Annotated in this window: 27 protein-coding genes; 17 read left to right on the top strand and 10 right to left on the bottom strand. The window is 67.4% G+C overall.

Going from position 1 to position 26,340, the window contains the following annotated elements:
• The first annotated feature begins 53 nt into the window (after positions 1–53).
• Together BM172_RS13310 and BM172_RS13315 are read left to right on the top strand one after the other, a co-directional pair.
• A complete protein-coding gene (locus BM172_RS13310) occupies positions 54–449 on the top strand; it encodes an MbcA/ParS/Xre antitoxin family protein (protein WP_026634655.1) in 396 nt (131 codons plus the stop codon).
• 84 nt (positions 450–533) lie between these two features.
• Positions 534–1,232 carry an RES family NAD+ phosphorylase gene (locus tag BM172_RS13315; RefSeq protein ID WP_026634654.1) on the top strand — a complete coding sequence of 233 codons (699 nt, stop codon included), beginning with the start codon at positions 534–536 and terminating at the stop codon, positions 1,230–1,232.
• Between the two features lie 72 nt (positions 1,233–1,304).
• Here BM172_RS13315 and phhA read toward each other — a convergent pair whose 3' ends face one another.
• Entirely contained in the window at positions 1,305–2,198 is an 894-nt protein-coding gene (gene phhA / locus BM172_RS13320; RefSeq protein ID WP_026634653.1) for a phenylalanine 4-monooxygenase, read from the bottom strand.
• Between the two features lie 128 nt (positions 2,199–2,326).
• Between phhA and BM172_RS13325 the strand changes: the two genes are divergently transcribed.
• Positions 2,327–2,803, top strand: a complete 477-nt coding sequence (locus BM172_RS13325; protein WP_026634652.1) for an Lrp/AsnC family transcriptional regulator — start codon at positions 2,327–2,329, stop codon at positions 2,801–2,803.
• 86 nt (positions 2,804–2,889) lie between these two features.
• Here the strand turns inward: BM172_RS13325 and BM172_RS13330 are convergent, their stop codons facing one another.
• Positions 2,890–4,173, bottom strand: a complete 1,284-nt coding sequence (locus BM172_RS13330; protein ID WP_026634651.1) for an MFS transporter — start codon at positions 4,171–4,173, stop codon at positions 2,890–2,892.
• A 69-nt stretch (positions 4,174–4,242) separates the two neighbouring features.
• Between BM172_RS13330 and BM172_RS13335 the strand changes: the two genes are divergently transcribed.
• The 3 genes from BM172_RS13335 (at position 4,243) to BM172_RS13345 (ending at position 6,761) form a co-directional block, all read left to right on the top strand.
• Complete coding sequence (locus BM172_RS13335; RefSeq protein ID WP_026634650.1) at positions 4,243–4,860, top strand: TetR/AcrR family transcriptional regulator; 618 nt, start codon at positions 4,243–4,245, stop codon at positions 4,858–4,860.
• A 102-nt stretch (positions 4,861–4,962) separates the two neighbouring features.
• Positions 4,963–5,763: a lysophospholipid acyltransferase family protein gene (locus tag BM172_RS13340; protein WP_026634649.1), complete on the top strand. Its 801-nt coding sequence runs from the start codon at positions 4,963–4,965 to the stop codon at positions 5,761–5,763.
• A complete protein-coding gene (locus BM172_RS13345; protein ID WP_026634648.1) occupies positions 5,760–6,761 on the top strand; it encodes a YheT family hydrolase in 1,002 nt (333 codons plus the stop codon). Before BM172_RS13340 ends, BM172_RS13345 begins: the two co-directional genes overlap by 4 nt.
• Positions 6,762–6,767: 6 nt before the next feature.
• Here the strand turns inward: BM172_RS13345 and BM172_RS13350 are convergent, their stop codons facing one another.
• Together BM172_RS13350 and BM172_RS13355 are read right to left on the bottom strand one after the other, a co-directional pair.
• On the bottom strand, positions 6,768–7,400 hold the full coding sequence (locus tag BM172_RS13350) for a 2OG-Fe(II) oxygenase (RefSeq protein ID WP_051548499.1): 633 nt from the start codon (positions 7,398–7,400) through the stop codon (positions 6,768–6,770).
• A 4-nt stretch (positions 7,401–7,404) separates the two neighbouring features.
• Complete coding sequence (locus tag BM172_RS13355) at positions 7,405–8,880, bottom strand: AAA family ATPase (RefSeq protein WP_026634646.1); 1,476 nt, start codon at positions 8,878–8,880, stop codon at positions 7,405–7,407.
• Between the two features lie 99 nt (positions 8,881–8,979).
• Between BM172_RS13355 and BM172_RS13360 the strand changes: the two genes are divergently transcribed.
• The 7 genes from BM172_RS13360 (at position 8,980) to BM172_RS13390 (ending at position 13,490) form a co-directional block, all read left to right on the top strand.
• Positions 8,980–10,071, top strand: coding sequence for a PQQ-dependent sugar dehydrogenase (locus BM172_RS13360; RefSeq protein WP_026634645.1), 1,092 nt, complete (start codon positions 8,980–8,982; stop codon positions 10,069–10,071).
• A 17-nt stretch (positions 10,072–10,088) separates the two neighbouring features.
• Positions 10,089–10,718 carry a YbhB/YbcL family Raf kinase inhibitor-like protein gene (locus BM172_RS13365; RefSeq protein ID WP_026634644.1) on the top strand — a complete coding sequence of 210 codons (630 nt, stop codon included), beginning with the start codon at positions 10,089–10,091 and terminating at the stop codon, positions 10,716–10,718.
• A gap of 145 nt (positions 10,719–10,863) precedes the next feature.
• Complete coding sequence (locus BM172_RS13370) at positions 10,864–11,019, top strand: DUF1328 domain-containing protein (RefSeq protein WP_026634643.1); 156 nt, start codon at positions 10,864–10,866, stop codon at positions 11,017–11,019.
• A 103-nt stretch (positions 11,020–11,122) separates the two neighbouring features.
• On the top strand, positions 11,123–11,506 hold the full coding sequence (locus tag BM172_RS13375; RefSeq protein WP_026634642.1) for an ElaB/YgaM/YqjD family protein: 384 nt from the start codon (positions 11,123–11,125) through the stop codon (positions 11,504–11,506).
• Between the two features lie 18 nt (positions 11,507–11,524).
• Complete coding sequence (locus tag BM172_RS13380) at positions 11,525–12,055, top strand: ABC transporter ATP-binding protein (protein ID WP_231504167.1); 531 nt, start codon at positions 11,525–11,527, stop codon at positions 12,053–12,055.
• The gene (locus tag BM172_RS13385; protein WP_026634641.1) at positions 12,052–12,342 is read left to right on the top strand and encodes a hypothetical protein; all 291 of its coding nucleotides are present in this window, start codon (positions 12,052–12,054) and stop codon (positions 12,340–12,342) included. The genes BM172_RS13380 and BM172_RS13385 overlap by 4 nt, the downstream gene beginning before the upstream one ends.
• Complete coding sequence (locus tag BM172_RS13390) at positions 12,339–13,490, top strand: AI-2E family transporter (RefSeq protein WP_035323033.1); 1,152 nt, start codon at positions 12,339–12,341, stop codon at positions 13,488–13,490. The genes BM172_RS13385 and BM172_RS13390 overlap by 4 nt, the downstream gene beginning before the upstream one ends.
• A 50-nt stretch (positions 13,491–13,540) precedes the next feature.
• Here the strand turns inward: BM172_RS13390 and BM172_RS13395 are convergent, their stop codons facing one another.
• The 4 genes from BM172_RS13395 to BM172_RS13410 all read right to left on the bottom strand — a co-directional run bounded on the left by BM172_RS13395 (position 13,541) and on the right by BM172_RS13410 (position 20,310).
• Positions 13,541–14,305, bottom strand: coding sequence for an SDR family oxidoreductase (locus BM172_RS13395; RefSeq protein ID WP_026634639.1), 765 nt, complete (start codon positions 14,303–14,305; stop codon positions 13,541–13,543).
• A gap of 12 nt (positions 14,306–14,317) precedes the next feature.
• Entirely contained in the window at positions 14,318–15,727 is a 1,410-nt protein-coding gene (locus BM172_RS13400) for an efflux transporter outer membrane subunit (RefSeq protein ID WP_035323031.1), read from the bottom strand.
• A gap of 71 nt (positions 15,728–15,798) precedes the next feature.
• Positions 15,799–18,996, bottom strand: coding sequence for an efflux RND transporter permease subunit (locus BM172_RS13405; RefSeq protein ID WP_026634637.1), 3,198 nt, complete (start codon positions 18,994–18,996; stop codon positions 15,799–15,801).
• A 120-nt stretch (positions 18,997–19,116) separates the two neighbouring features.
• Positions 19,117–20,310, bottom strand: coding sequence for an efflux RND transporter periplasmic adaptor subunit (locus BM172_RS13410; protein WP_026634636.1), 1,194 nt, complete (start codon positions 20,308–20,310; stop codon positions 19,117–19,119).
• Between the two features lie 142 nt (positions 20,311–20,452).
• Here BM172_RS13410 and BM172_RS13415 point away from each other — a divergent pair, with 142 nt between their 5' ends.
• The 4 genes from BM172_RS13415 to BM172_RS13420 all read left to right on the top strand — a co-directional run bounded on the left by BM172_RS13415 (position 20,453) and on the right by BM172_RS13420 (position 23,762).
• Complete coding sequence (locus BM172_RS13415) at positions 20,453–21,409, top strand: LysR family transcriptional regulator (protein WP_026634635.1); 957 nt, start codon at positions 20,453–20,455, stop codon at positions 21,407–21,409.
• 199 nt (positions 21,410–21,608) lie between these two features.
• Entirely contained in the window at positions 21,609–21,767 is a 159-nt protein-coding gene (locus BM172_RS22545; RefSeq protein ID WP_155964695.1) for a hypothetical protein, read from the top strand.
• 126 nt (positions 21,768–21,893) lie between these two features.
• Complete coding sequence (locus BM172_RS22205; protein ID WP_143096520.1) at positions 21,894–22,442, top strand: hypothetical protein; 549 nt, start codon at positions 21,894–21,896, stop codon at positions 22,440–22,442.
• A gap of 189 nt (positions 22,443–22,631) precedes the next feature.
• Positions 22,632–23,762 carry a serine hydrolase domain-containing protein gene (locus BM172_RS13420; RefSeq protein WP_026634634.1) on the top strand — a complete coding sequence of 377 codons (1,131 nt, stop codon included), beginning with the start codon at positions 22,632–22,634 and terminating at the stop codon, positions 23,760–23,762.
• On the opposite strand, the gene BM172_RS13425 is transcribed toward BM172_RS13420, so the two are convergent.
• On the bottom strand, positions 23,759–25,336 hold the full coding sequence (locus BM172_RS13425; RefSeq protein WP_026634633.1) for a winged helix-turn-helix transcriptional regulator: 1,578 nt from the start codon (positions 25,334–25,336) through the stop codon (positions 23,759–23,761). The two genes, BM172_RS13420 and BM172_RS13425, sit on opposite strands and share 4 nt — an antisense overlap.
• Before the next feature lie 137 nt (positions 25,337–25,473).
• A complete protein-coding gene (locus tag BM172_RS13430; RefSeq protein WP_026634632.1) occupies positions 25,474–26,271 on the bottom strand; it encodes an undecaprenyl-diphosphate phosphatase in 798 nt (265 codons plus the stop codon).
• Positions 26,272–26,340 lie beyond the last annotated feature (69 nt).

Below are 26,340 nucleotides of genomic sequence, written 5' to 3' on the forward strand. Positions count from 1 at the left end.
TGAACTCCACATATGGAGTAGACTGCACATCAACTTCACATGGAGAGTCGACAATGGCGGCCCACCTCCAGCCCGAATTCGTCGCGGCGTCCGAGCTCGGCGGTCCGGCCTTGCGTGCCTTCTTCAAGCTGGCCGAGCAGTGGGGGCTGCGCATCAGCGATCAGCGCCGGCTGCTCGGCGATCCGCCGGAATCGACCTTCTACAAATGGAAGCGCCAGCAGGAAGGCAGCCTCGGCCGCGACGTACTCGAGCGCATCAGCTACCTGCTGGGCATCTACAAGGACCTGCAGATCCTGTTCCCCGATGCGAGCCAGGCCGATGCCTGGGTGCGCAAGCCGAACCAGGCGCCGCTGTTCGGCGGCCGCTCGGCGCTGGAGCGCATGTTGTCGGGCAACGTGGCCGATCTCTACGTGGTGCGGCAATACCTCGACGCGCAACGCGGCTGGTGACCGGCGCGGCACGCGTCGCAGTCGGCGATACCCCGGGGCTGCATACTTGCCTGTCCTGGCAGGCACAGTGAAGAAGCTTCCGTCATGGCAGACACCCCACCCCTGAAACGCATCCGCTGGAGCCAGGCTCTGCGCATCGTGCCCAGCCGCTTTCCGCCGGTGAGCGTGTACGACCGCATCGCCGATCCGGACGATCTCGAAGCGTTGTTCGCCATCGAGGCGCTGACCAATCCGCGCATCCGCGACGAGCTCGGCGTGCTGCCGCTGGTGCCGCAGGAGCGCCGCGTCAGCGGGCCCGGCACCACGCCGGTGATGGCTGCTTTCACGCATCTGAATCCGGATGGCAGCCGTTTCTCCGACGGCAGCTGGGGCGTGTTCTACGCGGCGCGCAGCCTGACCACCGCGGTGGAGGAAACCGTCTTCCACCGCGAGCGCTTCCTTGCCGCCACCGCGGAACCGCCGTGCGACGTGGAGATGCGCTGCTACCGCACCAGCATCCAGGCCAAGCTGCACGACCTGCGCGGCGGCTGGCCGGCCGAGCACGATCCGGACAGCTACGTGGCCAGCGTGAAGCTGGCGCGCCGGCTGCGCGCGGACGGTTCCGACGGCATCGTGTACGACAGCGTGCGCCACGCGGGCGGCGAATGCGTGGCGGTGTTCTATCCGGACTGCGTGGCGCCCTGCGTGCAGGCCGAGCACCTGCGCTATTGCTGGGACGGCAAGCGCATCGCGAAGGTGCTAGCGGTGAGCGAGTTGAAGCGCGGCAAGAAGATGGTGCAATGAGCGTCGTCGTCATGAGACATGAAAAGGCCCGCGCGTGCGGGCCTTTTCTTTAGGGTGGACGCCGATGTCGCCTCAGGTATCCGCATCGGTCGCGAAGCCCTCGCGCGTGCCGCGGGTGAACACGCGGTCGCTGTCGAGGACGTCGGCGGCGGCATGCGCCTCGCGCGTCTTCAGGTCGGCGTAGATCGGCGTGAAGTCCGGACGGGTCGCATCGAACAGCTGCTCGAAGCTGTCGATCACGAAGTAAGTCTGCTGGAAGGTGTCGATGCGGTAGCGCGTATTCATCACGCGCTCCAGCCCGAAGCCGATGCGATTCGGCGCGGCCGAATCCAGACAGTAGATCGACTCGCCCTTGGAGCTGACAATGCCGGCGCCGTAGATGCGCATGCCTTCGCTGGTGTTGATCAGGCCGAACTCCACCGTGTACCAGTACAGGCGCGTGAGGTTCATCAGCGCTTCCGGGCCGATGCCGAAGGCCTTCATGCCGCCGCGGCCGTAGGCCTGCATGTAGTCGGCGAACACCGGATTGAGCAGCAGCGGTACGTGGCCGAACAGGTCGTGGAACAGGTCCGGTTCGCTCAGGTAGTCGAGCTGGTCGGGGCGGCGGATCCACCAGCTGACCGGGAAGCGGCGGTTGGCCAGGTGATCGAAGAACACCTCGTCCGGCAGCAGGCCCTCGACCGCGACCAGCTCCCAACCCGTGGTTTCGCCCAGCACCTTGTTGAGGTCGGCGAACTTCGGGATGCCGTTCTCGCCCATGCCGAAGCGTTCGATGCCGTCGAGGAATTCCTGGCAGGCGCGGCCCTTCAGCAGTTCGCGCTGGCGGCGGTACAGGGTGTTCCAGACCTCGTGGTCGGTCTGGCTGTAGTCGGCCCAGGGCTGCTCGACCACGCCGGTGGCATACACCGGCACATAACCGCGGTCGGTCTGCTGGTGCTCGACTTTGCGTGGCGTGCTGTGGTCCATGGCGGGCCTCCGGTAGAAGGACAACAGCATACGGCGGCGGGCGCGCATGAAGGTTGTTTTATTGCACTATTGGGCTGCGAAAGCGCAATAATCATGCGCTAAGACGATCAATCATCGGAGTATCTTGCATGGCAACCCTCGACCGCACTGACCTGCGCATGCTCGCCGTCCTGCAGAGCGAGGGGCGCATCACCAATGCCGATCTGGCCGAGCGGGTGAATCTTTCCCCCTCCGCCTGCCTGCGCCGCCTGCAGCGGCTGGAAGCCGAGGGCGTGCTCACCGGCTACAGCGCGCAGGTGGATCCGGAAGCGGTCGGCCTGGGCCTGCAGGCCTTCGTCCGCGTGCAGCTGGCCAAGCACGAGGGCGAGGCGATCGAGCGCTTCGTGCGCAACGTCAACGAGTGGGACGAGATCGTGGCCTGCTACGCGCTGACCGGCGACATGGATTACCTGATGCATATCTATGTCGCCGACCTGCAGCACTTCTCGCGTTTCCTGCTCGACCGCCTGCTCAATGCCTCCGGCGTGGCGGACGTGAACTCCAGCTTCGTGCTGCGCACGGTGAAGCGCTCGGCGGCGCTGCCGCTGTCACAGCTGGAATCGTAGGTTGGGGTGAGCGCAGCGAACCCCAACGTTGCGACGCGCCTGAAGGCCTGTTGGGGTTCGCCCTTGGCTCACCCCAACCTACGCCTCTACGCCGCCTCGCCGGCCAGCGCCGGCAGCTCGCGGCGGCGGCCGATGCGCAGCGCCAGGAAGGCCGCCACCACGCCGGTGGCGCCGGCGATCACGAACGGCGTCATGTAGCTGCCCAGCTGCACGCGCAGCACGCCGGCCATGAAGGCCGCGGCGGCGGCGCCCACCTGGTGGCCGGCCACCACCCAGCCGAACACCACCGGCGCGTCGCGCTCGCCGAAGGCGTCGGTGGTCAAGCGCAGCGTCGGCGGCACGGTGGCGATCCAGTCCAGGCCGTAGAACACGCCGAACAGCGACAGGCTGTACAGCGAGAAATCCGAGTACGGCAGATAGATCAGCGACAGGCCGCGCAGGCTGTAATAGACGAACAGCAGCTTGCGCGGGTCGAAGCGGTCGGTCAGCCAGCCGGACGCCGTGGTGCCGACCAGATCGAAGATACCCATCAGCGCCAGCAGGCCCGCGGCGCGGACTTCGGGGATGCCGTGGTCGCCGCACAGCGCGATGAAGTGCGTGCCAATCAGCCCGTTGGTGGTGAAACCGCACACGAAGAAAGTGGCGAACAGCAACCAGAACGTGCCATTGCGGCTGGCCTTGCGCAGCACACCCAGGGTCATCGCGAACAGGTTGCCCGCCGGCGCGCCGACGTCGACCGGCTCGTCCGCCGCGGCGCCGTAGCGGCGCAGGCCGATGTCGGACGGCCGTTCGGGCAACAGCCACGCCGCCAGCGGGATCAGCGCCGCGGAGACTGCGGCAATGGTCAGCACCACCGCCTGCCAGCCGGCGTGCTCGGCGATCGCCGCCAGGCCCGGCAGGAAGATCAGCGTGCCGGTGGCGGTGCTGGCGGTGAGCAGGCCCATCATCAGCCCCCGATGGGTGCTGAACCAGCGGCCCACCACGGTGGCGCCCATCACCACCGCCACGCAGCCGGTACCGGCGCCGGACAGCACGCCCCAGGTCGCCAGCAGTTGCCAGGGCTGGCTCATCAGGGCGCTGGACGCGGCGGCGACGGTCATCACGGTCAAGGCCACCAGCAGCACCCGGCGGATGCCGAAGCGCTGCATCAGCGCCGCGGCGAACGGGCCCATCAGGCCGTACAGCAGGATGCCGACGGCAGCCGCGGAGGAAATGCTGTCGCGGCTCCAACCGAAGGCCGCGCCCAGCGGCAGCATCAGCACGCCGGGCGTGGCACGCATGCCGGCCGAGGCCAGCAGCGACAGGAAAACCACGGCGACGACCACGAAGGCATAGTTTTGGCCGAAGGGCCGGCGGCGTTGTATAGTCATGTTACCGATCGGTACGGGACGGAAGTGCAGAGTACGTACCGATCGGTAACATTGTCAACAGGTCGATCCATGTCCAAACGCACGAAATCCATGCCGGAACCCGCCGACGTCGCCGAAACGCCGCGCCGCGCCGCCGATCGCATCCGCGACACCGCCTTCGACCTGTTCTATCGCGAAGGCATCCGCGCCATTGGCGTGGAGGAGATCGTCAACCGCGCCGGCGTGACCAAGCCCAGCCTGTACCGCGCCTTCGAGTCCAAGGACGAGCTGATCGCCGAGTACCTGCGCGACTACGACCGCCGCTTCCGCGACAACTTCGCGGCCCAGGGCGCCGGACATCCGGACGACCCCAAGGCCCAGCTGCTCGCCTATGTGGATTACCTCGCCGTGCGCGCCAGCACCGAGGGTTATCGCGGCTGCGGCCTGACCAATGCGGTGATCGAATACCCCGACCCCGCCCATCCCGCGCACCAGGTCGGCGTGGAGAGCAAGCAGGCCCTGCGCGAACGCCTGCGCGAGATGTGCCACGCCATGGGCGCTGCCGATGCGGACGAACTGGCCGACGGGCTGCTGCTGCTGATCGAGGGCAGCTACGTCTCCGGCCAGGCCTTCGGCGAGCGCAGTCCCGCGCGGGTGCTGGGTGCGATGGCGCGCCGGCTGATCGAGGCCAGCCTGGCCTCGCGCTGATTCACCCGGGCATCGGTTTGAAACGTCAGTGGAATGCCGTCTGCACCATGCGCATGCGCACAGCCGACGTATCGTCTGACTAACGCTAAACTAACCGGACCGATGAGCACCGATACCGTCTCCGCCCAGGACCGAGATTTCCTGCGACCGCTGCGCTACTTCTGGCGCATCCCCCTGCTGCTCCTGCATATCGTGCTGGGCGTGTTCCTGTGCGCCGGCATCCTCAGCTGGAACCGGCATGCGGTGATGAAGGACGGCATCGAGCCGTTCGCCCATCGCATGATCCGCTGGTGGTCGCGCGCACTGCTGCGCATCTTCGGCCTGCGCTCGGTGCGCCACGGCCAACCGCTGCGCGATCCGGTGCTGTTCGTCGCCAACCACACCTCGTGGATCGATATCGAGCTGCTGCACAGCCAGCGCGCGGCCTGCTTCGTGGCCAAGGCCGAGATCGCCAGCTGGCCGCTGGTCGGCTGGCTGGCCGCCAGCGGCGGCACCATCTTCCATCGCCGCGGCAGCAATCATTCGCTGGCCACCGTGATGCAGGTGATGGTCGAGCGCCTGCGCAGCGGCCGCTCGGTGGCGGTGTTTCCCGAGGGCGGCACCGGCCATAACGGCGTGCTGCGCGTGTTCCATGCGCGCATCTTCCAGGCCGCGCTGGACGCCGAGGTGCCGGTGCAGCCGGTGGCGCTGCGCTTCGCGCGCGACGGTCGCCGGGTGATCGACGCGGGCTTTCGCGAGCACGAGAACTTCATGCAGAACTTCCTGCGCCTGCTGGGCGAGGCGCCGCTGGACGCCGAAGTGCATTTCCTCGAGCCGGTGCCGGCCATGCCGGATGCGCGCCGCCGCATGGCCGAACTGTCGCGCGAACGCATCGCCGCGGCGCTGGAAGACCGCACCGCATGACGCTCCCCCGAGGCGCCGACTTCAACCCGCCGTGGCCACTCACCAGCGGCCACATCCAGACCATGCTGTCCTCCAGCGGCGTGCGCCGCCAGCTGCTGCCGCGCGCGGCGCAGGCGGTGCGCGAAGGCGCCGAGGAAACGATGGTGGATGGCGGCGACGGCGTGCGCCTGACCGGCGCCTACACCGCGCAGAAAACACTCCCGCAGGCGCGCGGCCTGGCTGTGCTGTTCCACGGTTGGGAAGGCAGCGTCGATTCCACTTATGTGCTGCAGACCGGCAGCCGCCTGCTGGCCGAAGGCTGGGACGTGTTCCGGCTGAATTTCCGCGACCACGGCGACAGCCATCCGCTCAACGAGGCGCTGTTCCATTCCTGCCGCATCGACGAAGTGGTGCACGCGCTGGGCGACATCGCGCGCCGCTGGCCGTCGCGCAAGCTGGTGCTGGCGGGCTTCTCGCTGGGCGGCAACTTCGCGCTGCGCGCCGCGTTGCGCGCGCCGGAAGCCGGCGTGCCGCTGGATTACGCGCTGGCGGTGTGCCCGATCGTCGATCCGGGCGAGGGCCTGTTCTCGTTGGAGGAATCGGCGCCGTGGTTCTACCGGGCGTACTTCCTGCGCAAGTGGCGCCGGTCGCTGCGCGCCAAGCAGGCGGCCTTCCCGCATCGCCAGTACTTCGAACTGGATGAGCTCAAGCAGAACCTGCGCGGCCTGACCGAATCGCTGGTGCTGCGCCATACCGACTTCGGCTCGCTGCAGGCTTATCTGGACGGCTATTCGGTGGCCGGCGCCGCGCTCGAGCGCATGCAGATTCCGGCGACCATCCTCACCGCGCGCGACGATCCGGTGATTCCGGTCGACGCCTTCGAGAAGCTGCAGCTGCCGCCCTGCGTGGAGCTGGACATCGCACCGCACGGCGGTCATTGCGGCTTCATCCGCGGGATGGACATGACCAGCTTCACGGACGAGTACATCGCCGCGCGCTTCAACGCGCTGGCGGACTGACGCCCGTCAGAACACCGAGCCCGGCTCGCGCCGGCGCATCCAGCAGGCGATGCTCATGCGCTCGCGCGTAGCCGGCAGCACCTCGTGTTCGAAGCGCGCGGACAGGAACAGCACCATGCGGCCCGCGTGCGGCACCACGTCGTGGTGGCTGCCGTCGTCCAGATACAGGCGCAAGGCGCCGCCATCTTCCAGATGCCAGTCGGCATTGAGGTAATAGACCGCCGACACCACGCGCGCTTCGAGCTGACGCGGCTGGTCGAGATGACGCGCATAGCGCGCACCGGGCGGATACACCGCGTAATGCGCTTCGCTCTCCACCAGGCCGAGCATCAGGCTGCGGTTGAACGCCACGCGCAGCGTTTCGAGCGCATCGACATACGGCTGTTGTGCCGCGGTCGGCGCATTCATGTCGAACCAGCGGGTGCGATCGCCGCGCAGCGTGGACGCCACTTTCTCGCGGCCGATGCGCGCTTCCATCAGATCACCCGATGCATGCAAAGCCGCGCATTCGCGCGCCAACGCAGCAGTGGCTTCGTCGGAAAGCAGACCTTCGAGCACGCACCAGCCCTCGGCGGCGAGCGCATCGATGGCGGCATCGATGGCGGCATCGATAGCGGCATCGATCTTGGCCGGATCCATGGCCTCAGTCCGCCGGCACGCAACGTCCGCGCGCCCAGATGCGCAGCGCCTCGACCTGTTCGCGCATCAGCACCGACAGCGGCCGCGTCGCGCCCAGCGCGGCAAGCAGCATCGGCTGGTCCGGCGGCGCGGCGCCGCTGGTGGCGTCGTAAAGTGCGCTGACCACGGCCTGCTCGATTTCCGCGCCGGAGAAACCTTCGCTGGCAGCGGACAAGGCAGGGAGATCGAACTGCTCCACCGGCAGCTTCCGCCGGCGCAGATGCATCGCGAAGATGTCGTTGCGCACCGACGGCTTGGGCAGGTCGACGAAGAAGATCTCGTCGAAGCGTCCCTTGCGCAGCAGCTCGGCCGGCAACTCGTCCACCGCATTGGCGGTGGCGACCACGAACACCTTCGACCTGCGCTCGGCCATCCAGGTCAGCAGATAGCCGAGCACGCGGCGCGACACGCCGCCGTCCTCGCCGCCGCTGGCCAGGCCTTTTTCGATCTCGTCGATCCACAGCACGCAGGGCGACAGCAGCTCGGTGCTGTGCAGCGCCTCGCGCAGGTTCTTCTCGGTCTCGCCCTGGTACTTGTTGTACAGCGCGCCGAAATCCATGCGCACCAGCGGCACGCCGAAGCCGCCGGCGATGGCCTTGGCCGCCAGGCTCTTGCCGCAACCCTGCACACCCAGCAGCAGCACGCCCTTGGGCGGGTCGAGCGTGGGATCGGGTTCGGCGGCCAGGAAGATCGCGCGCCGCCGCTGTACCCAGTCGCGCACGCGGCTGACCCCGGCGATGTCGGCGAAGCTGGCGGTGGCGTATTCGTAATGCAGCAGGCCGGAGCGGTTGAGCAGTTCGAACTTGGTGCGCATCAGCTCGGGCAGGTCGCCGGCGGAGAGCGCGCCGTCGTTGTAGATCAGCTTGCGCACGATGCGCCGCGCATCCGGCGCGGCCAGGCCCAGCAGGTTGCGCACGATGGTGCGCGCGGCGTCGCCGTCCACTTCCACCCGGCGGCCGTGCTCGCGCTGCCAGGCCAGGGCCTCGGCGCGCAGGATCGCGGCCAGCTCCTTGATGTCCGGCAGCGACAGCGGCACGCGCATGCATAGCGCTTCCAGCTCCTCCGGCAGCTCGATCCGCGCGCCGACCAGCACCACCGTGTGCGCGGCCGAGCGCTGGCGCTGCACGATCTCGCGCAGCTGGCGCAGGGTCATGGCATAGCGCAGGAACGGATGGAAATCGAACAGCAGGTAGATGCCGCGCTCGGGCGCCTCGCGGATCGCATCCAGCGTGCTGTCGGCATCCGGCGCGATCGGCTCGCCGCCCTGGGCGAAGTCCAGCCGGTTCAGGCCGTCGGTCAGGGTCCAGCGCCACAGTGGCCGCAGCGACTGCGAAATGACGTGGCGGAAACACTCGATCACCCGCTGCTCGTCTACCGTTTCGATGACCAGCAGTGGCGTGGCAGCGCGCACCAGGGTGGTCAGGTCCTGCAGTTCGCTCATCGATCGTCCCTTCTCAGGCGCGCACGATATCAGAGCGGCAGAGGCAAACTCACGCGCGCCGGTATAGGCTTCGGGGCTCCGCCCATCCGGAGGTCCCCCATGCGTCCGTTCCTCGCTCTCGCGCTCGGCCTGCTCGCCCTACCGGCCCTGGCCGATCCCCAGCTGGACAAGCTGACCCTGCCCAAGGGTTTCCACATCGCCGTCTACACCGACCAAACCCCCAATGCCCGCGAGATCGCGCTCGGCGCCAAGGGCACGGTGTTCGTCGGTTCCAACGACGCCGGCAAGGTCTATGCGCTCACCGACAGCACCGGCAGCGGCAAGGCCGACAAGGTACGCGTGATCGCCACCGGCCTGCAGCTGCCGGTCGGCGTGGCGTTCAAGGACGGCGACCTGTACGTGTCCGCGGTGAGCAAGATCGTGGTGCTGCGCGATATCGAGAACCACCTCGACAGCCCGCCCAAGCCCGAAGTGGTCTATGACAAGTTCCCGACCGATACGCACCACGGCTGGAAATTCATCGCCTTCGGCCCCGACGGCAAGCTGTACGTGCCGATCGGCGCGCCTTGCAATATCTGCGACAAGGGCAAGGACTACGCCAAGCTCACCCGCCTCAACAAGGACGGCACCGGCCTGGAAGATGTGGCCTACGGCATCCGCAACACGGTCGGCTTCACCTGGCGCCCGGGCAGCAACGACCTGTGGTTCACCGAGAACGGCCGCGACCTGCTGGGCGACGACATGCCCAGCGACGAGCTCAACCGCCTGACCAAGGTGGGCGAGCACTTCGGCTACCCCTATTGCCACCAGGGCGACACGCTCGACCCGGAGTTCGGCAAGGGCAAGAACTGCAAGGACTACACGCCGCCGGTGCTCAAGCTCGGCCCGCACGTGGCGTCGCTGGGCCTGCGCTTCTACGAGGGCAAGCAATTTCCGGCCGCCTACAAGGGCGCGCTGATCGTCGCCGAGCATGGCTCGTGGAACCGCACCAAGAAATCCGGCTACCGCGTGATGACGGTGCGCCTCAACGGCAACAAAGTGGTGTCGTACGAGCCGCTGATCGAAGGCTTCATGCAGGACGAGAAGGCCTGGGGCCGCCCCGCCGACGTGCAGCCGCTGCCGGATGGCAGCCTGCTGGTCAGCGACGACGAGGCGGGCGCGGTCTATCGCGTCACCTATCAGGCCAAGTAAACCACCAGGAGACCGCCGTGCAACTTCGCAGTGACAGTTTCCAGAACGGCCAGCCGGTGCCCGCGCGCTGCGCATTCGGCAAGCCGGGCGATCCGGTCGCCCTGTCGGACAACCTGAGCCCGCACCTGGCATGGAAGGACGCGCCGCCGGCGACGCGCTCCTACGTGCTCACCTGCATCGATTCCGACGTGCCCAGCCGCGGCGACGACGTCAACCAGGGCGACCGCGTGGTGCCGGCGGATCTGCCGCGGGTGGAGTTCGTGCACTGGCTGATGGCCGATATCCCCGTGGAGTACACGGAGCTGGCCGAAGGCGCGTGCAGCGACGGCATCGTCGCGCACGGCAAGCGCGCACCGTCCGGCCCGCCCGGCAGCGTGCAGGGCAAGAACGACTACACCGGCTGGTTCCACGGCGACAAGGACATGGGTGGCGAATACCTCGGCTACGACGGCCCGTGTCCGCCGTGGAACGACGAGCGCGTGCACCACTATCACTTTCGCGTGCATGCGCTGGACGTGGAGAAGCTCAATCTCGCTGACGGCTTCACTCTCGACGAACTGCGCAAGGTGATGCACGGCCACGTGCTGGCGCAGGCCGAGATCGTCGGCACGTATGCGATCTACGGCAAGGCGGTGGTGCGCGCTTAGCTCGCGTTCAATCGAAACGCAGCCTGGCACAACGATGTGGTGAGGGCGTGGAGGCCGCGGCGCGCGGCCTTCACGCAGGCAAGGCGCGGGCTATGGATGAATGGCCGCAAGGGGCTTTCGACCGCAGCTATCGAGGAACCTCGCCATGCTTCACTATGCCCTGGTCTTTCTGGTCATCGCCATCATCGCGGCGCTGCTGGGCTTCACTGGCATCGCGGGCGCCGCGGCCGGCATCGCCAAGATTCTGTTCATCGTCTTCCTGATCCTCGCGATCATTGCCTTCTTCCGACGGGCCAGCTGAACAGGGGCGCCGCCGCGCGCCCATCGAGGCGGGATTTTCGCTAGAGTCAACAACCCGCGGTCGATACCCGCAGCCCACCATCCCGTCCCCCAAGGAGAACGCCATGAACAAAGAAGTCCAGGCGAAGGAAGTGGTTCCCGAGCAGGCCGTCGGCACGGGCGGCAGTCGTATCGAGGAGAACGCCGAGCGCTTCAAGCGCGCCACCTCCGATGCGGTGGCTACGGCCAAGGACAAGGTCGACCATGTCGCCGACCGCGTCGAGGACGGCCTGCATCGCGCGACCGACAAGGCCGCCGACGCCGCCACCCGCGCCAGCGAAAAGGCGAACGAATACAGCGAGCGCGGACGCGAAGCCTACGACGAGGCGATGGACCGCGCCGACGTGTGGCTGGAACGCGCGCGCGACTACGTGCGCGAGAAGCCGGTGCAGTCGGTGGCCATCGCGCTCGGCGCGGGTTGGCTGCTCGGCCGCATCCTGCGCCGCTGATCTTGCAGAGATCAGCGGATGCACGATCCCGGCCGTGAGGGCGGCGGGCGCGAGGACAGCCCCGCCGGTCCCGGGGAACGCCCCCGCGAAGAACCGTTTCACGGACAGCCGTCCGCCGAGGCGGACGCTGTCGATCCGGGCATTCTCGACGAGATAGGCCGCGCCGGGCGCGCGGCCAAACACCTGTTCGGCGCGCAGCTTTCGTTATTCGTGGCCGAGCTGGGCTTGGCGCGCAGCGCGGTTTCCTGGATGCTGCTGGCCGCGCTCGCCGCCACCGTGGCCGGCGTCGGCCTGGGCCTGACCATGATGGCCCTGGCCGGCGTGCTGCTGGCCGCATGGCTGCATTCCTGGCCGTTGGCGCTGGTGATACTGGGCGTGCTGCAGCTGCTGTTCCTGGTCGGCATGATCTGGCTGTTCCGTCGCTGCATGCATTGGCTGACGCTGCCCGACTCCCGTCACGCCTGGCGTGAGACCATACGGCAGGCGATGCGCCGTTCGGAGCGCCAGGCGCCGCCGGATCCGGTCGCCGACCGGGAGGAGGGGATATGAGTCTGTTCAAGCATCTTCGTGCCGTGCGTGAGGCGCGCGAGCGGGTCGCGGATGCGCGCCAGGCGCTGGCGGAACCTGCCGGCGCCCTGTTAGCGCGCGGCCGCCAGCATCCGCTCGGCACCGTCAGCGTGGCCGCGGGCCTGGGCTTCGTACTGGGCCAGTTGAACGTGCATCCGCTGCGCATCCCCGGCCTGGGCGCGCTGCTCAACGGCACCGTGGCCGAACTGGTCGCCCAGGGCGTGCGCCTGGTGGCCGAATTCAGCGAAGGCGGCTTCGACCCCTCATGAACGCGATCGGTCCCCTGGCGCCGCCGCCGGAGAGCAGCGGCGGCGCTCTGCCTGCGCCACCCTCGCCGGTCGATGAGCCGCCACCCAAGCGCCGCATGCCGTCCGTGCGGTTTACCCAGCGCCACCTGCTGGGCATTCGCGCCGTGCTCAATGTGCTGCTGCTGCTGGCGTTGCTGTATACCGTCACGCTCGCGCGCGACCTGCTGATTCCGCTGGTGCTGGCCGGCTTCATCGGCCTTGCGCTCAATCCCATCGTCGCTTTCGCCGCGCGCCGGCGCGTTCCGCGCTGGCTCAGTGCCAGCTTCCTGGTGATCGCGCTGATCGCCGGCATCGGCACCGGCATCGCGCGCCTGACGCCGCCGGCGCTGGAATGGTTCCACGATGCGCCCAGCCTGGTGCGCAGCTTCGTGCCCAAGCTGCGCACCGTCATGCAACCGTTCGAAGCGGCCAACCGCGCGACCCAGAGCCTGGTCGGCGGTCCGGCGCGCCCGGCGCCGCGCGCCGCCGCGGTAAGCATCGACGCCTGGGACGTGCTGGCCGGCACGCCCAAGGTGCTGGCCGCGGTGCTGACCGTGGTGCTGCTGGTGTTCTTCTTCCTGATCTACGGCGACGCCCTGCTGCGGCGGCTGGTCGAGATCGCGCCGAACTTCCGCTACAAGCGCCGCACCGTGTCCATCGTGCGCAGCATCCAGGTCGAGGTGTCGCGCTACATTCTCACCACGGTGGTGATCAACGGCACGCTGGGCGTGGTCACCGCCACCATGCTATGGGCGTATGCGGTGCCCGACCCCCTGCTGTGGGGTTCGGTGGCGATGATCGCCAACTTCATTCCCTACGTCGGCTCGATCACCACCACCACGCTGCTGGCGGTGGTCGGCCTGCTGCATTTCGACCAGCCGGGCCAGGCCCTGCTGCCGGCGCTGACCTTCGCCGGCATCACCGCGGTGGAAGGCAACCTGATCACGCCGCTGATCCAGGGCCGGCGCATGCGCCTGAGCCCGGTGGCGATCCTGCTGTGGCTGCTGGTATGGGGCTGGCTGTGGGGCATCCCCGGCGCGCTGCTGGCCGTGCCGATGCTGACCAGCGTGAAGCTGATCGCGGAGAAGATCCGCGGCTGGCGCTGGTTTGCGCTAGTAGTGCAGCGCTGACCACACGCTTCGCGCATGTTGGGGTTCGCTGTGCTCACCCCAACCTACGTTTACCACGCAATCGGTGCGCGATCGCGGAAGAAACCGCCGGTGATCGCGCCCTGCGGCGGCAGGCTCGCCGCCCATACGATGCCGGCCGCGCCATCGGCCACCGGGCGCCCGCCCGGGCCGCCCATGTCGGTCGCGACCCAGCCCGGACACACCGCATTCACCAGAATGCCGCTGCCTTTCAGTTCCGCGGCAAGCATGCGCGTATAGCTGTTGAGCGCCGCCTTGGACACGCGATACGCGGGGCAATCCTCGCCTTCGCTGTCGATCGCCCCGCACCCGCTGGAGACATTGACGATGCGCCCATAGGCATGCCGGCGCATGAAGGGAACCGCCGCTTCGCATAGCCGCCATGCGCCGAGCAGATTGGTGTCGAGTGCGCCGCTCACATAAGCCAGGTCGACCGACGACGCGCGGTCATCGAGATTGAAATACGCACCGGCGTTGTTGACCAGCACATCGAGCCGGCCGAAATCGCGTTCGATGCGCTCCGCCAGCGCGTCGACATCCGCCTGCGCGGTCACATCCAGCTGCACGGCCGTGACGTCGCCGCCTTCGCGCCGCAAGGCCTTGGCCGCCTTCTCGCCGGCCGCGAGGTTGCGCGCACCCAGCAACACGGTCATACCGGCCGCGGCGAGCTGGCGTGAAACCTCCAGCCCGAGTCCGCGGTTGGCGCCGCTGACCAGCGCGATGCGCTGGCTCGGCGGCGGCTCGGTGCCGAAGCGCCCGCGCGGCGCGCGGCGCGGAAACGGGACAGGAGGACTCATGGCGCTACAACCTCACTTCACCTGCGCAACCTGGCTGCAGCTCTCGTCGCCGCAGGCTTCCCAACCGCCGCCGATGGCCTTGTATACCGCCACCGCGCGCAGGTTGATCGCCGCTTCCGCTTCGGCCAGCGCATCCTCGGCGGCCAGCTGCGTGCGCTCCGCATCGAGCAGCTGCAGGAAGTCCGCCGCACCTTCGTTGTAGCGCACCCGGGCAAGATCGGCCGCGCGGCGGCTCTGCGCCACCTGGTCGAACAGCTTCTGCACGCGCTCGCGCTGCAGGTTGAAGCCGACCAGGGAATTGCTCACGTCCTCCACCGCCTGCAGCACGGTGCGCTGGTAGTTGGCCAGCGCCGCGTCGGCGCGCGCCTCGCTCGCCTTCACGTTGTTGCGCACGCGCTGCACATTGAGGCCCGGCCAGCTGATGCTCGGCGCGATCGACCACGCACGCGTGGACGGCCCGCCGAAATCGTTGCTGCGCCCGGCCAGGAAGCCGACGAAGCCACCCAGCGTGATGTGCGGGAACCAATCGGCCTTGGCCACGCCGATGCGTGCATTGGCTGCGGCCAGTTCGCGTTCGGCGATGCGCACGTCGGCACGGCGCGCCAGCACGTCGCCGGCGTTGCCGATCGGCAGCGCCACGTCGATCGGCTTGAAGTTGCCGGGCGACAGGTCGATGTCCACCAGTTCGCCGGGACGCTCGCCCAGCAACACCGCCAGATGCGCTTCGTCCGCATGCGCCTGGGTCTGCAGTACCGGCAGCTGCGCTTCGGTCGAGGCCAGCCGCGCATTCGCGCTCGCCACATCCTGCTCGGAACCGGTGCCGATATCGAAGCGCGCACGGATCAGCCGCATCGTCTCGCGCTGGTTCTCGATATCGCGCCTGGCCACGTCGACGCGCAGCTGGGTGCCGCGCAGGTCGAAGTAGTAGCGCGCCACTTCGGCGAACAGCGTCACCTGCGCGTCCTGCAGCGAGGCCGCGCTGGCCTGCGCTTCGGCACCGGCCGCTTCCACCGAGCGGCGCACGCCGCCAAACAGATCCAGCTCCCAGCTGGCGTCGAAGCCGGCGCGGTAGCTTTCGGTGGTCACGCGGTTGGTGGTGAAGCCGGGTTGCTGCGCGCGGCTGCGCTGGTAGTCGATATTGGTATCGATGGTCGGCCACTGGTCGGCGCGCGTCACGCCGAGCAGGGCGCGCGACTCCTTCAGATGCGCGATGGCGATCTTCAGGTCCGGCGCGTTCTTCGCCGCGCGCTGGATCAGTGCATCCAGCGCGGGATCGTTGAACTGCTTCCACCACGCGGCCTGGAAACCTTCGGCGGTTTCCTGCTTGGCGTCCGCTTCCTGCAGAGTCAGCGGTTTCTCGTCAGGGCGGTGGTAGTCCGGGCCCACACTTACGCAACCGGCCAGCAGCAGTGCGGTTGCCATCGCGCTCAGGCGAAGGTTCCGGGTAGAGCGCCTGGCAAACCAGGCGCGTACGTTCTCAATCACAGTAGACATCAGTGTTCCTCCAGCGCGGGCGTGTTGAGGCCCTTGGCGGCGCGGCGGGCGGCGCGACGCGCTTCGGCGCGCTCGCTCCAGCCGCGGATGATCACGTAGAACAGCGGGGTGAAGATCAGGCCGAAGAAGGTCACGCCGAGCATGCCGGCGAACACCGCCACGCCCATGGCATGGCGCATCTCCGCGCCGGCGCCGTGCGAGGTCACCAGCGGCACCACGCCCATGATGAAAGCGATCGAGGTCATCAGGATCGGGCGCAGTCGCAGGCGGGCGGCTTCCAGCACGGCCTGCTTGCGGTCCATGCCTTCCAGGATCTGCGCTTCGCGAGCGAACTCCACGATCAGGATGGCGTTCTTGCAGGCCAGGCCCACCAGCACGATCAAACCGATCTGGGTGAAGATGTTGTTGTCGCCGCCGGACAGCCACACGCCGGAGATCGCGGACAACAGCACCATCGGTACGATCAGGATCACCGCCAGCGGCAGGGTCAGGCTTTCGTACAACGAAGCCAGCACCAGGAACACCAGCAGCACGCACAAGGGGAACACCAGCACCGCGGTATTGCCGGCGAGGATCTGCTGATAAGTCAGCTCGGTCCATTCGAACGACATGCCGTTGGGCAGGTTCTCGCGCGCCAGCTTCTCCATCGCATCCTGCGCCTGGCCCGAGCTGAAGCCCGGCGCCGGGCCGCCGTTGATCTCGGCGGTCGGATAGCCGTTGTAGTGCTGCACGCGGTCCGGACCCACGCCCTGGTGCACGGTCAGGAACGAACCGAGCGGGATCGCATCGCCGCGCGCGTTGCGGGTGCGCAGCTGCAGCAGGTCTTCCGGCTCACGGCGGAAGCCCTGGTCGGCGGACACGTTCACCTGGTAGGTGCGGCCGAAGCGGTTGAAGTCGTTGACGTACAGCGAGCCCATGTAGGCCTGCATGGTCTGGTACACGTCGGCCAGGTCCACGCCTTCGGCCTTGGCCTTCTCGCGGTCCACGTTGGCGTCGATCTGCGGCACGCTCACCTGGTAGCTGGAGAACAGGCCGGCCAGGGTCGGGGTCTTGCGGCTTTCGGCGATCAGGTTCTGGGTCTGCTTGTACAGCTCCTCGAAGCCGACGTCGCCGCGGTCCTCGACCTGGATGCGGAAGCCGCCGATCGTGCCCAGGCCCATCACCGGCGGCGGCGGGAACACCGCGATATACGCGTCCTGGATGCCGCCGAACTTCTGGTTCAGCGCCATCGAGATCGCACCGGCCGACAGCGACGCATCGCGGCGCTCCTCGAACGGCTTGAGCGTGGCGAACACGATGCCGGAGTTGGTGCTGTTGGTGAAACCGTTGATCGACAGGCCCGGGAACGCCACCGCGCTCTGCACGCCCGGCTGCTTCAGGGCGATCTCGCTCATGCGGCGGATCACGTCTTCGGTGCGGTCGAGCGAGGCCGCGTCGGGCAGCTGCGCGAACGCCACCAGGTACTGCTTGTCCTGCTGCGGCACGAAGCCGGTCGGCACATGGGCAAAGCCCAGGAAGCCCAGCGCCACCAGGCCGCCGTACACCATCAGGGTAACGGTGCCGGCGCGCAGCACGCGCTTCACGCCGCCCACGTAGCGGTTGGCGCCGCTGGTGAACACGCGGTTGAACGGACGGAACACCCAGCCCAGGCTCTTGTCCATCCACACCGTGAGCTTGTCCTTCGGCGCGTCATGGTCGCGCAGCAGGATGGCGGCCAGCGCCGGGCTCAGGGTCAGCGAGTTGAACGCCGAGATCACCGTGGAGATGGCGATGGTCAGCGCGAACTGGCGATAGAACTGGCCGGTCAGGCCGCTGATGAAGGCGGTCGGCACGAACACCGCGCACAGCACCAGGGCGGTGGCGACGATGGGGCCGGTCACTTCCTTCATCGCCTGGCGCGTGGCTTCCTTCGGCCGCATGCCGTGCTCGATATGGCGCTCGACGTTCTCCACCACCACGATGGCGTCGTCCACCACGATGCCGATCGCCAGCACCAGGCCGAACAGCGACAGCGCGTTGAGCGAGAAGCCCGCCAGGTACATCACCGCGAAGGTGCCGATCAGCGACACCGGCACCGCCACCAGCGGGATGATCGAGGCGCGCCAGGTCTGCAGGAACAGGATCACCACCAGCACCACCAGGGCGATGGCTTCGAACAGGGTATGCACCACCGCCTCGATCGAACCGCGCACGAACACGGTCGGGTCGTACACGATGTGGTAGTCGATGCCCTGCGGGAACTCCTTCTTCAGCTCCGCCATGGTGGCGCGCACTTCGTCGGAGATCTGGATCGCGTTGGAGCCCGGGCGGGCGAAGATCGGAATCGCCACCGCCGGCTGGTTGTCCAGCAGGCTGCGCAGCGCGTAGTTGTTGGAACCCAGCTCCACGCGGGCCACGTCGCGCAGGTGCGTCACGCCGCCGTCGGCGGTGGTGCGCACGATGATGTTGAGGAAGTCTTCCTCGGTGACCAGGCGGCCCTGGGTATTGATGTTGAGCTGGAACGCGGCATTGCCCGGACCGGGCGGCGCATTCAGCGCACCGGCGGCCACCGCCACGTTCTGTTCCTGGATCGAGTGGATCACGTCGCCGGTGGTCAGCTGGCGCGAGGCCAGTTTCTCCGGGTCCAGCCACACGCGCATGCTGTATTCGCCCGCGCCGAACAGCTGCACGTCGCCGACACCGTTGAGGCGTGCCAGCTGGTCCTTGATGTGCAGCCGCGCGTAGTTCGACAGGTACAGCATGTCGTAGCGGTTATCGGGCGAGGTCAGGTGCACGACCATGGTCAGGTCGGGCGAACTCTTCTGCGTGGTCACGCCCAGGCGCTGCACTTCCTGCGGCAGCTTGGTCAGCGCCTGCGCCACGCGGTTCTGCACCTGCACCTGGGCGTTGTCCAGGTCGCTGCCCAGCGCGAAGGTCACGGTCAGCGTCATGGCGCCGTCGCTGGTCGACTGCGAGGAGGTGTAGAGCATGCCCTCCACGCCGTTGATCTGTTCTTCCAGCGGCGTGGCGACGGTCTCGGCGATCACCTTGGGGTTGGCGCCGGGATAGCTGGCGCGCACCACCACGGTGGGCGGCACCACTTCGGGGTATTCGGAGATCGGCAGCTTGAACAGCGAGATGCCGCCCGCGATGACGATCAGTACGGAGAGGACGCCGGCCAGGATCGGCCTGTCCACGAAGAATTGGGCGATTTTCATCGGATCGGTCCTGAGAGTTCTTTAGGACAAGCCGGCCCTGCAGGCGCGTCTTCAGACGCGCCGGAGGGTGCCGTTTCGTTCCCTGTCCCCGCCGCGACCGCGGCGGGGTGTTGCCGTCGGTCAGTTCTGCGCGGCGACCTTGGCGTTGCTGCCGCCGCCGCTTTGGGCCAGCTGCTTGTCGGCATCGAGGCTGCGGGTTTCCATGGCCACCTTGGTCGCGTTCACCTCGGCGCCGGGGCGCACGTGCTGCAGGCCGTTGACCACCACCACATCGTCCTTGCCCAGGCCTTCCTCGACCACGCGCAGGCCGTCCAGCAGCGGGCCGGTGACGATGCGGCGGTATTCGACCTTGCGGTCCTTCACCACCAGCACGTACTTGTTGCCGAGGTCCGAAGCGACGGCGCGGTCGTCGATCAGCGCACGCGGGCGCTGGCTGTCGCTGCGCAGCTGCACGCGTACGTACAGGCCGGGGGTGTAGCTGCCGTCGGCGTTGTCGAACACCGCGCGCAGGCGGATCGTGCCGGAGCCGGCGCGCAGCTGGTTGTCGACGAAGTCGATGCGGCCGGCGTGCGGGAAGCCCTGCTCGTTGGACAGCGCCATCGCCACCTTCGGTGCGACGCCACGCTCGCGGCGCAGCTGTTCGAGCTTCAGATAGCTGTGCTCGTCGACGTCGAAGTAGGCATAGACCGGATTCACGCTGACCACGCTGGTCAGCACGTCATTGCTGGTGACCAGGTTGCCGGGGGTGATCAGGGCGTTGCTGACGCGGCCGTCGACCGGCGCGCGCACTTCGGTGAAGCCGAGATTAAGCTTGGCGGCGTCCAGCGCGGCGCCGGTGGAGGCCAGCTGCGCCTTGGCGCTCTGCGCCGCGGTGCTGAGGCGGTCGCCTTCCTCGCGCGAAATGGCGTGCTGCTCCAGCAGCTTCTGGCCGCGGGCCGCGTTGGCGTCGGCCAGGCTCAGTTCCGAGCGGGCCTGGCTGAGATTGGCCTGGAGGCGGTCCACTTCGGCCTGGTAGGGACGCGGGTCGATGCGGAACAGCAGCTGGCCCTTCTTGACCATGGCGCCCTCGGTGAAGTGCACCGAGTCGACATAGCCGCTCACGCGCGGCCGCAGCTGGATCGTGTCCACCGCCTGCAGGCGGCCGGTGAACTCGTTGGAATCGTTGACCGCGCGGACCAGCACCTGGGCGACGGTCACTTCGGGCGGACCGCCGGCGGCGGCCTGGGCGTGGGTTTCACCGCGGCTGCCGAGCACGGCCCAGCTGCCGGCCACGGCAACCACGGCGAGGGTGGCGAAGATCCATCGTTTCTTCATGATGCGCTCCGAGAATTAGTGAACCGATTGGTTCAAACCGTTCGAGGCGCGAGAGAATAGGTGTACCTTCCGGTTTAGAAAATACCCTGCTTGTGCAATGCAGTAGTGACTGTCAGTCACGAATGAGCGCAGAATCGACTCCATGGAAGACTTTGCCGCAATATCCGCCTTCGTTCGCGTGGTCGAAGCCCGCAGCTTCGCCGCCGCCGCCGTCCAGCTGGGCATGACCCCCTCCGGCGTCAGCCGGGCAGTCTCACGCCTGGAAGAGCGCCTCGGTGCCCGCCTGCTGTTCCGCTCGACCCGTTCGCTGCGGTTGACCGACGATGGGGCCGCGTTCCACGCACGTTGCAAGGAAATTCTTGCCGATCTGGCTGAGGCGACCGAAGCCCTTAACTATGCCACCCGCAAGCCCACTGGCCGCCTGCGAGTGGGAATTTCGCTGGCCGTGGGCCGGGCCGCGGTGATTCCGCGCCTGGACGAGTTCGAACGCCGCTACCCGGATATCCGCCTGGAGCTGTCGATGAGCGACAGCCCGGCCGATCTCAATGAGGAAGGCATCGACTGCGCCATCCGCGTGGGCGAGTTGGAGGATTCCAGCCTGATCGCCCGCAAGATCGGCTACCTGCGCAACGTGGTCTGCGCCTCGCCGGAATACCTGGCCAAGTACGGCGCCCCGCGCAGCATCGAGGATCTGAAGCAGCACCGCTGCATCAACTATGTCTATCCCAACGGCCGCCCGCGCCAGTGGCAGTTCGACACGCCCAGCGGCCAGGTCGGGGTGGATGTGGACGCGCACCTGCTGATCAACGACGGCGAGTCGGTGATCCAGGCCGCCGCCGCGGGCCTGGGCGTCACCCAGGCGCCGCACATGCTGCTGTGCTGCATGCTCGACAAGGGCATGCTCGAGCTGGTGATGACCGACACCATCTCCACCGGCAAGCCGGTGTGGATCGTGTATCCGCAGAAGAAGCACCTGTCGGCGCGCGTGCAGGCCTTTATCGAATGGGTGCGCGAGCTGTTCGACCGCACCAATGAGCCGGGCTACAAGAAGGTGCCGGCGGTCGGGAAAGCGGATGTGCCGGAGCGCCTGAGCGCCTGAGTTCTGGCGCCCGCTTCGCATGCAGCGTCCGAAACTCGGACGTTGTTTATTTTTTTAGGATCCCTCCGCATTGCCTATGGGCTTCCGATAAAGCAAGGATCCCATCCGGGAATACGTCATTGCCTGGCCATCCTGGACCAAGGCAAGACCGCATGCCCGAACGATCCTGATCGTCAAGCCATAAGCGGAGGAACATCCCATGGTCGAGCTAAGCTCAAGTGAGATCGCCCAAGTCAGCGGCGGACTCAAATGGAGTCGTGCCGAGATGTCGGACAATGTCGAAATCGATCCTGGCGTGCCGAATGACACGCGGATGATGTGGGCCGCATGGGGTAACCGTAATGAGTGGCTGGCCTGAGGCGGAATAGTTCTAGCCGCTGATGGACTTCACGGTGCGGCGCCAAGACGGGCGGTGGACTCCGTTCACCGCCCGGCTGCGAAGCGAAACCATCGAGACGCTGTCGACACACCAGGAATCGCGCCGATGCCGATACCAGCATCCTTACGACAGCTTGCGGTTTCAGGCGCGGTTCTGGCCCTCGCGGCCGGCTGTGCCTCGTCGGCAGACAGCGATCAGGGCAGGGAGTCTTCCATCCATGGTGCAACCGGTGGAGTCACCCAGCCGAGCTCCGATGAAAGCGCAAGGCTCCTTTCGGAGAAGTTCACTGAGATCGAGGATGTAGGCGCCATACCACCTGCCTGCAAGGCCGCTTTTGCGAAAGCCACGGGAGAATCGAGCTTTGCGCTTGCCAATCCGGGCGCTCCCTATCAATCGACCGACGTCGTGACGACAGGGGCAAAATTGCCCTGGCGGCGCCTCATTTACGGTGGCCTGTCGTCTGATCGATGCGTGCTCTACTACGAGATCGGTGGCTTCACCACGACCTACGCCGTTGTCGTTTTTGATATATCGGCGCCAGGCAGCGCCAAATGGATCTGGGGAGGCGTGGATGGTTTCGAGGTCACCAGCTTTCAGTCCTTGCTCCTTCAAATAGGTCGAGGAAGCTTCAGGCAGAACGGTGGGCGTTACTGACAAGTCTTCGCCAGCAACAAGATAGCCGCCTTCCTTCCGGAGGGAATCGCACACCGGTTCATAAAGGTGCGATCCACGGCGGTATAAGCCATTGATCTGAATTGACTTCAGAAATCTTCATTCGCTTTTCCGGCGCTTCAGCCGCCGTCCCGCTGGACTCCATGGGCACACCCACTCACGGAGTCACCGATGCATCGTCCCTGGCCTTACCTCCTCGCCGCCCTGCTGGCCGGCTGTTCCTTTGCGCTCGCCGCGGCCGACTATCGGGCACCGGTGTCGCACGATGACGGCTGGCCCGTCGCCGATGCCCGCGCCGTACATCTCGACACCGCCCCCTTCGCCGCCCTCGAAGTCAGGCTGGCCGACGGCAGCTACAAGAACATCACCAGCATCCTGGTCGCGCGCGACGGCAAGCTGGTCTACGAGCACTACTTCAACGGCGGCGACGCCGAGCATCTCAACGACGTCCGCTCCGCCAGCAAGAGCGTCACCGCGCTGCTGGCCGGCGCGGCCATCGATCGCGGCCTGATCCCCGGCGTGCAGGCCAAGGTCTACGGCTTCTTCCCCGACAAGCAGCCGGTGCAGCATGCCGACCCGCGCAAGCAGGCGATCACCCTGGAAGACCTGCTGACCATGAGCTCGCTGTGGGAATGCAACGACGAGAACGAGTTCTCTTCCGGCCACGAAGAACGCATGTACGTCAGCGAAGACTGGCTGCAGTTCGCGCTGGACCTGCCCATCAAGGGCTTCGCCCCGTGGATGAGCAAGCCCGCGGACAGCCCGCACGGCCGCGCCTTCTCCTACTGCACCGCCGGCGCCTTCGTCGCCGGCGCCGTGGTGGAACGCGCCGCGCGCATGCCGCTGGCGCGCTTCGCCGCCGAGGCGCTGGAAAAACCGCTCGGCATCGAGCACGCGCAATGGAACACCTCGCCGCTGGGCATCGGCATGGGCGGCGGCGGCACGCGCTACCGCAGCCGCGACCTGGCCAAGCTCGGCCAGCTGGCCCTGGACGAAGGCCGCTGGCATGGCAAGCAGGTGATCTCGGCAGCGTGGATCCGCGCCATGCTCGGCGTGCATGCGCAGGCGCGCGACGACGCGGACTACGGTTATCTGTGGTGGTGCTTCCGCAAGCCGGTCACCGGCATCGACGAGCCGGTGTGGGCGATGGGTGGCAACGGCGGCAACTACGTGTTCGTGGTGCCGTCGCGGCAGCTGGTCGCGGTGATCACCAGCACCGCCTACAACCAGCGCTATGCGCATCCGCAGTCGCAGGAAATCCTGCGCGAATACTTGCTGAAGGCGGCGCAGCCGGGCCGTTAATGCACGTCGCGCAGGTCCGCCGGCCGCCAGTCGGCCGCCAGGACCTGCGCACGCTGCGCCGCGCCGCGCCGGCTGAGCGCATCGATCGATGCAGCGTAGGCCGGCTCGTTGGCGAGACCGCGCAGCAGCGGCGAGGTCTGCAGGTAGGCGCGGTCGCTGTAGCCGGCCTGCACGGCGGTATCCACCGAGCGCAGCGCATCGGCGCGCAGGCCTCGCGCTTCCTGCAGCAGGGCCAGTTCGAGATAGTCGCCGGGATAACCGGCGCCACCGAGGAACTGCCGCTGCAACTGCGCGATGCGTTCGTCGAGCCAGGCCGGCGTGGGCGCCGCCGTGCCGTATAGCGTGGCCAGCGTGGTCGGCGCGCTCATCTGCGGACGCAGCTGGCGCGCCTGTTCGAAGGCGTGGCGCGCCGCATCGCGGTCGCCGCGCAGCAAGGCCAGTTCGCCGCCGAGCACGTAGAGGTCCACGTGCGGCGTATTGCGCGCCAGCGCCTGGTCCAGCGCGTCCTGCGCTTCCTTGAAGCGTCCCTGCAGGAACAGGTGGCGCGGCCAGGCGATGTTGGAGAACACGTTGTCCGGATACAGCTGGAAGCTCTCGCGATAACGCCGCTCCGCCGCATCGGTGAAACCCAGCAGTTCCAGCTCGCGGGCGATCTGCACGGCGCGGAAACGCACACGCGCCGGATCGCCATGCATGTCCAGGTTGGCATGCAGTGCATCGGCGAGACGGCCTTGCTCCTGGTAGAGATAGGCCGCCGAAGCGCGCGCTGCATCGTCGTTGGGATCGAGCGCCAGCGCTTTCTCGTAGGCGCGTAGTGCAGCGGCCAGCTCGCCCGCGCAATCGTGCGCATAGGCCAGCGCGACCCAGGCGCCGCTGTTGCCGGGTGCGGTCTTCAGCACGGTTTCCGCTTCGCGCTGCGCCCGTTGCGTCCAGTCGTAGGGGAAGTTGTAGAGGCAGACGCGGGCGCTGTAGGCGCGGCTCAGGCCCAGGTGCGCGGCCGTGCTCGCCGGATCGCCGGCCAGCACCTGCTGATAGAGGTTGATCGCGCGCTCGTTGTTGTCCTTCTGCCCGATGCCCGCGTAGTAGGCGGCACGATTCAGCAGCGTCTGCGCGGGATCGACGCCACCGGGGCCGCCGGTCGAGCGATGCCACCACCAGCCGCCCGCCGCCGCCAGCGCGAGCACGCCCAGCCCGGCGATCCACGCGACCGGCGAACGCCGCGTCGCGAGCGGCTCTTCTACGATCAACGCCTCCGTGCTCAACGGCGGCTCGCACAGCTGATAACCCCGCCCGCGCACCGAGCGGACATAGCGCGGATGGCGCCCATCGTCGCCCAATGCCTGGCGCAGCAGCTTCACGCGCTGGGTGACGGTCTCTTCGTTCACCACCGCCGGCGCCCAGACCTCGGCCATCAGCGTGTCGAAGTCGACCACCGCATCGCCATGGCGCAGCAGGCAGGCCAGCAGCTGGAAGTTCAGGCCCTGCACGTCCAGAGCATTGCCATCGCGCGTCACGCGCTGGCGCGCTGTGTCGATGTGCAGGTCGAGCAGGCGGTAGTGGGGCGACGGATCCATGCGCGCCGAACTATGTCACGGAACGTAGGAGCGTAGGTTGGGGTGGGCCGCCAGGCGAACCCCAACGCCACGATGCGCTTGGAGCTTGCGACGTTGGGGTTCGCCTGGCGGCTCACCCCAACCTACGCCGTGCCTGCTCAGGCGCCGCTCGGCATCAGCAGCAACAGGGCGATGCCCAGCGCGATGCGGTAGATCGCGAACGGCGTGAAGCGATGCGTGCGGATATAGCCCAGCAGCCACTTTACGGCGATGAAGGCGACGATGGCCGAGACTACGAAGCCCACGATCAGCGCCGTCCAGTCCTCGTGCGCCACGCCGTCGCTCTTCACCACCTTCAGCAATTCATAGCCGGTGGCGGCATACATGGTGGGAATGCCGACCAGGAAGGCGAATTCGGTGGCCGCCGCGCGGTTGCTGGTGCCGGCCAGCATGGCGGCGAAGATGGTCGCGCCGGAGCGCGAGGTGCCGGGAAACACACCGGCCACGATCTGCGCGATGCCGACCAGGATCGCCACCGTCCAGGTCACCTCGGTGCGGTCGACCTGGCGCGCCGCCATCTGCTCGGCGCCGATCATCCACAGGCCGCCGATCACCAGCGCCCAGGCGATCGGCGTCACCGCCTCGGGCAGCTTGAAGCCCATGTGGGTGACGATGAAACCCAGCACAGCGGTGATCATGAACGCCACGAACAGCTTCAGCACATAGTCGCGGTTGGCCGGATCGCGCCACTGCGTGAGCAGGCCCCAGATGCGCTTCCAGTAGATCAGCGTGACCGCGAGGATGGCGCCGGCCTGGATGCCCACGTTGAACAGGTCCGAGCGCTCGCCCAGGCCCAGCTTCTCGGCGATCAGCAGATGGCCGGTGCTGGAGATGGGCAGGAACTCGGTGATGCCTTCGATGATGCCGAGCAGGATGACTTTGATCAGATCGGTCACGTGCGGGACTCCGGGCCACTGCAAAGCGCCATAGCTTAAGCGCTAGCCCCTTCCTTGGGGCACGGCCAC

This window comes from Dyella marensis (assembly GCF_900112865.1).
GTDB lineage: Bacteria > Pseudomonadota > Gammaproteobacteria > Xanthomonadales > Rhodanobacteraceae > Dyella_D > Dyella_D marensis_A.

Excerpts from the sequence above, each read along its gene's own strand:
- BM172_RS13410 (WP_026634636.1), bottom strand. The coding sequence starts at position 20,310 with ATGAAGAAACGATGGATCTTCGCCACCCTCGCCGTGGTTGCCGTGGCC.
- BM172_RS13325 (WP_026634652.1), top strand. The coding sequence starts at position 2,327 with ATGGCAACCCTCGACCGCACTGACCTGCGCATGCTCGCCGTCCTGCAG.
- phhA (WP_026634653.1), bottom strand. The coding sequence starts at position 2,198 with ATGGACCACAGCACGCCACGCAAAGTCGAGCACCAGCAGACCGACCGC.
- BM172_RS13375 (WP_026634642.1), top strand. The coding sequence starts at position 11,123 with ATGAACAAAGAAGTCCAGGCGAAGGAAGTGGTTCCCGAGCAGGCCGTC.
- BM172_RS13385 (WP_026634641.1), top strand. The coding sequence starts at position 12,052 with ATGAGTCTGTTCAAGCATCTTCGTGCCGTGCGTGAGGCGCGCGAGCGG.
- BM172_RS13390 (WP_035323033.1), top strand. The coding sequence starts at position 12,339 with ATGAACGCGATCGGTCCCCTGGCGCCGCCGCCGGAGAGCAGCGGCGGC.
- BM172_RS13350 (WP_051548499.1), bottom strand. The coding sequence starts at position 7,400 with ATGGATCCGGCCAAGATCGATGCCGCTATCGATGCCGCCATCGATGCC.
- BM172_RS13330 (WP_026634651.1), bottom strand. The coding sequence starts at position 4,173 with ATGACTATACAACGCCGCCGGCCCTTCGGCCAAAACTATGCCTTCGTG.
- BM172_RS13425 (WP_026634633.1), bottom strand. The coding sequence starts at position 25,336 with ATGGATCCGTCGCCCCACTACCGCCTGCTCGACCTGCACATCGACACA.
- BM172_RS13310 (WP_026634655.1), top strand. The coding sequence starts at position 54 with ATGGCGGCCCACCTCCAGCCCGAATTCGTCGCGGCGTCCGAGCTCGGC.
- BM172_RS13370 (WP_026634643.1), top strand. The coding sequence starts at position 10,864 with ATGCTTCACTATGCCCTGGTCTTTCTGGTCATCGCCATCATCGCGGCG.
- BM172_RS13340 (WP_026634649.1), top strand. The coding sequence starts at position 4,963 with ATGAGCACCGATACCGTCTCCGCCCAGGACCGAGATTTCCTGCGACCG.
- BM172_RS13405 (WP_026634637.1), bottom strand. The coding sequence starts at position 18,996 with ATGAAAATCGCCCAATTCTTCGTGGACAGGCCGATCCTGGCCGGCGTC.
- BM172_RS13315 (WP_026634654.1), top strand. The coding sequence starts at position 534 with ATGGCAGACACCCCACCCCTGAAACGCATCCGCTGGAGCCAGGCTCTG.
- BM172_RS13355 (WP_026634646.1), bottom strand. The coding sequence starts at position 8,880 with ATGAGCGAACTGCAGGACCTGACCACCCTGGTGCGCGCTGCCACGCCA.
- BM172_RS22545 (WP_155964695.1), top strand. The coding sequence starts at position 21,609 with ATGGTCGAGCTAAGCTCAAGTGAGATCGCCCAAGTCAGCGGCGGACTC.
- BM172_RS13360 (WP_026634645.1), top strand. The coding sequence starts at position 8,980 with ATGCGTCCGTTCCTCGCTCTCGCGCTCGGCCTGCTCGCCCTACCGGCC.
- BM172_RS13380 (WP_231504167.1), top strand. The coding sequence starts at position 11,525 with ATGCACGATCCCGGCCGTGAGGGCGGCGGGCGCGAGGACAGCCCCGCC.
- BM172_RS13400 (WP_035323031.1), bottom strand. The coding sequence starts at position 15,727 with ATGGCAACCGCACTGCTGCTGGCCGGTTGCGTAAGTGTGGGCCCGGAC.
- BM172_RS13395 (WP_026634639.1), bottom strand. The coding sequence starts at position 14,305 with ATGAGTCCTCCTGTCCCGTTTCCGCGCCGCGCGCCGCGCGGGCGCTTC.
- BM172_RS13345 (WP_026634648.1), top strand. The coding sequence starts at position 5,760 with ATGACGCTCCCCCGAGGCGCCGACTTCAACCCGCCGTGGCCACTCACC.
- BM172_RS13420 (WP_026634634.1), top strand. The coding sequence starts at position 22,632 with ATGCATCGTCCCTGGCCTTACCTCCTCGCCGCCCTGCTGGCCGGCTGT.
- BM172_RS13415 (WP_026634635.1), top strand. The coding sequence starts at position 20,453 with ATGGAAGACTTTGCCGCAATATCCGCCTTCGTTCGCGTGGTCGAAGCC.
- BM172_RS22205 (WP_143096520.1), top strand. The coding sequence starts at position 21,894 with ATGCCGATACCAGCATCCTTACGACAGCTTGCGGTTTCAGGCGCGGTT.
- BM172_RS13335 (WP_026634650.1), top strand. The coding sequence starts at position 4,243 with ATGTCCAAACGCACGAAATCCATGCCGGAACCCGCCGACGTCGCCGAA.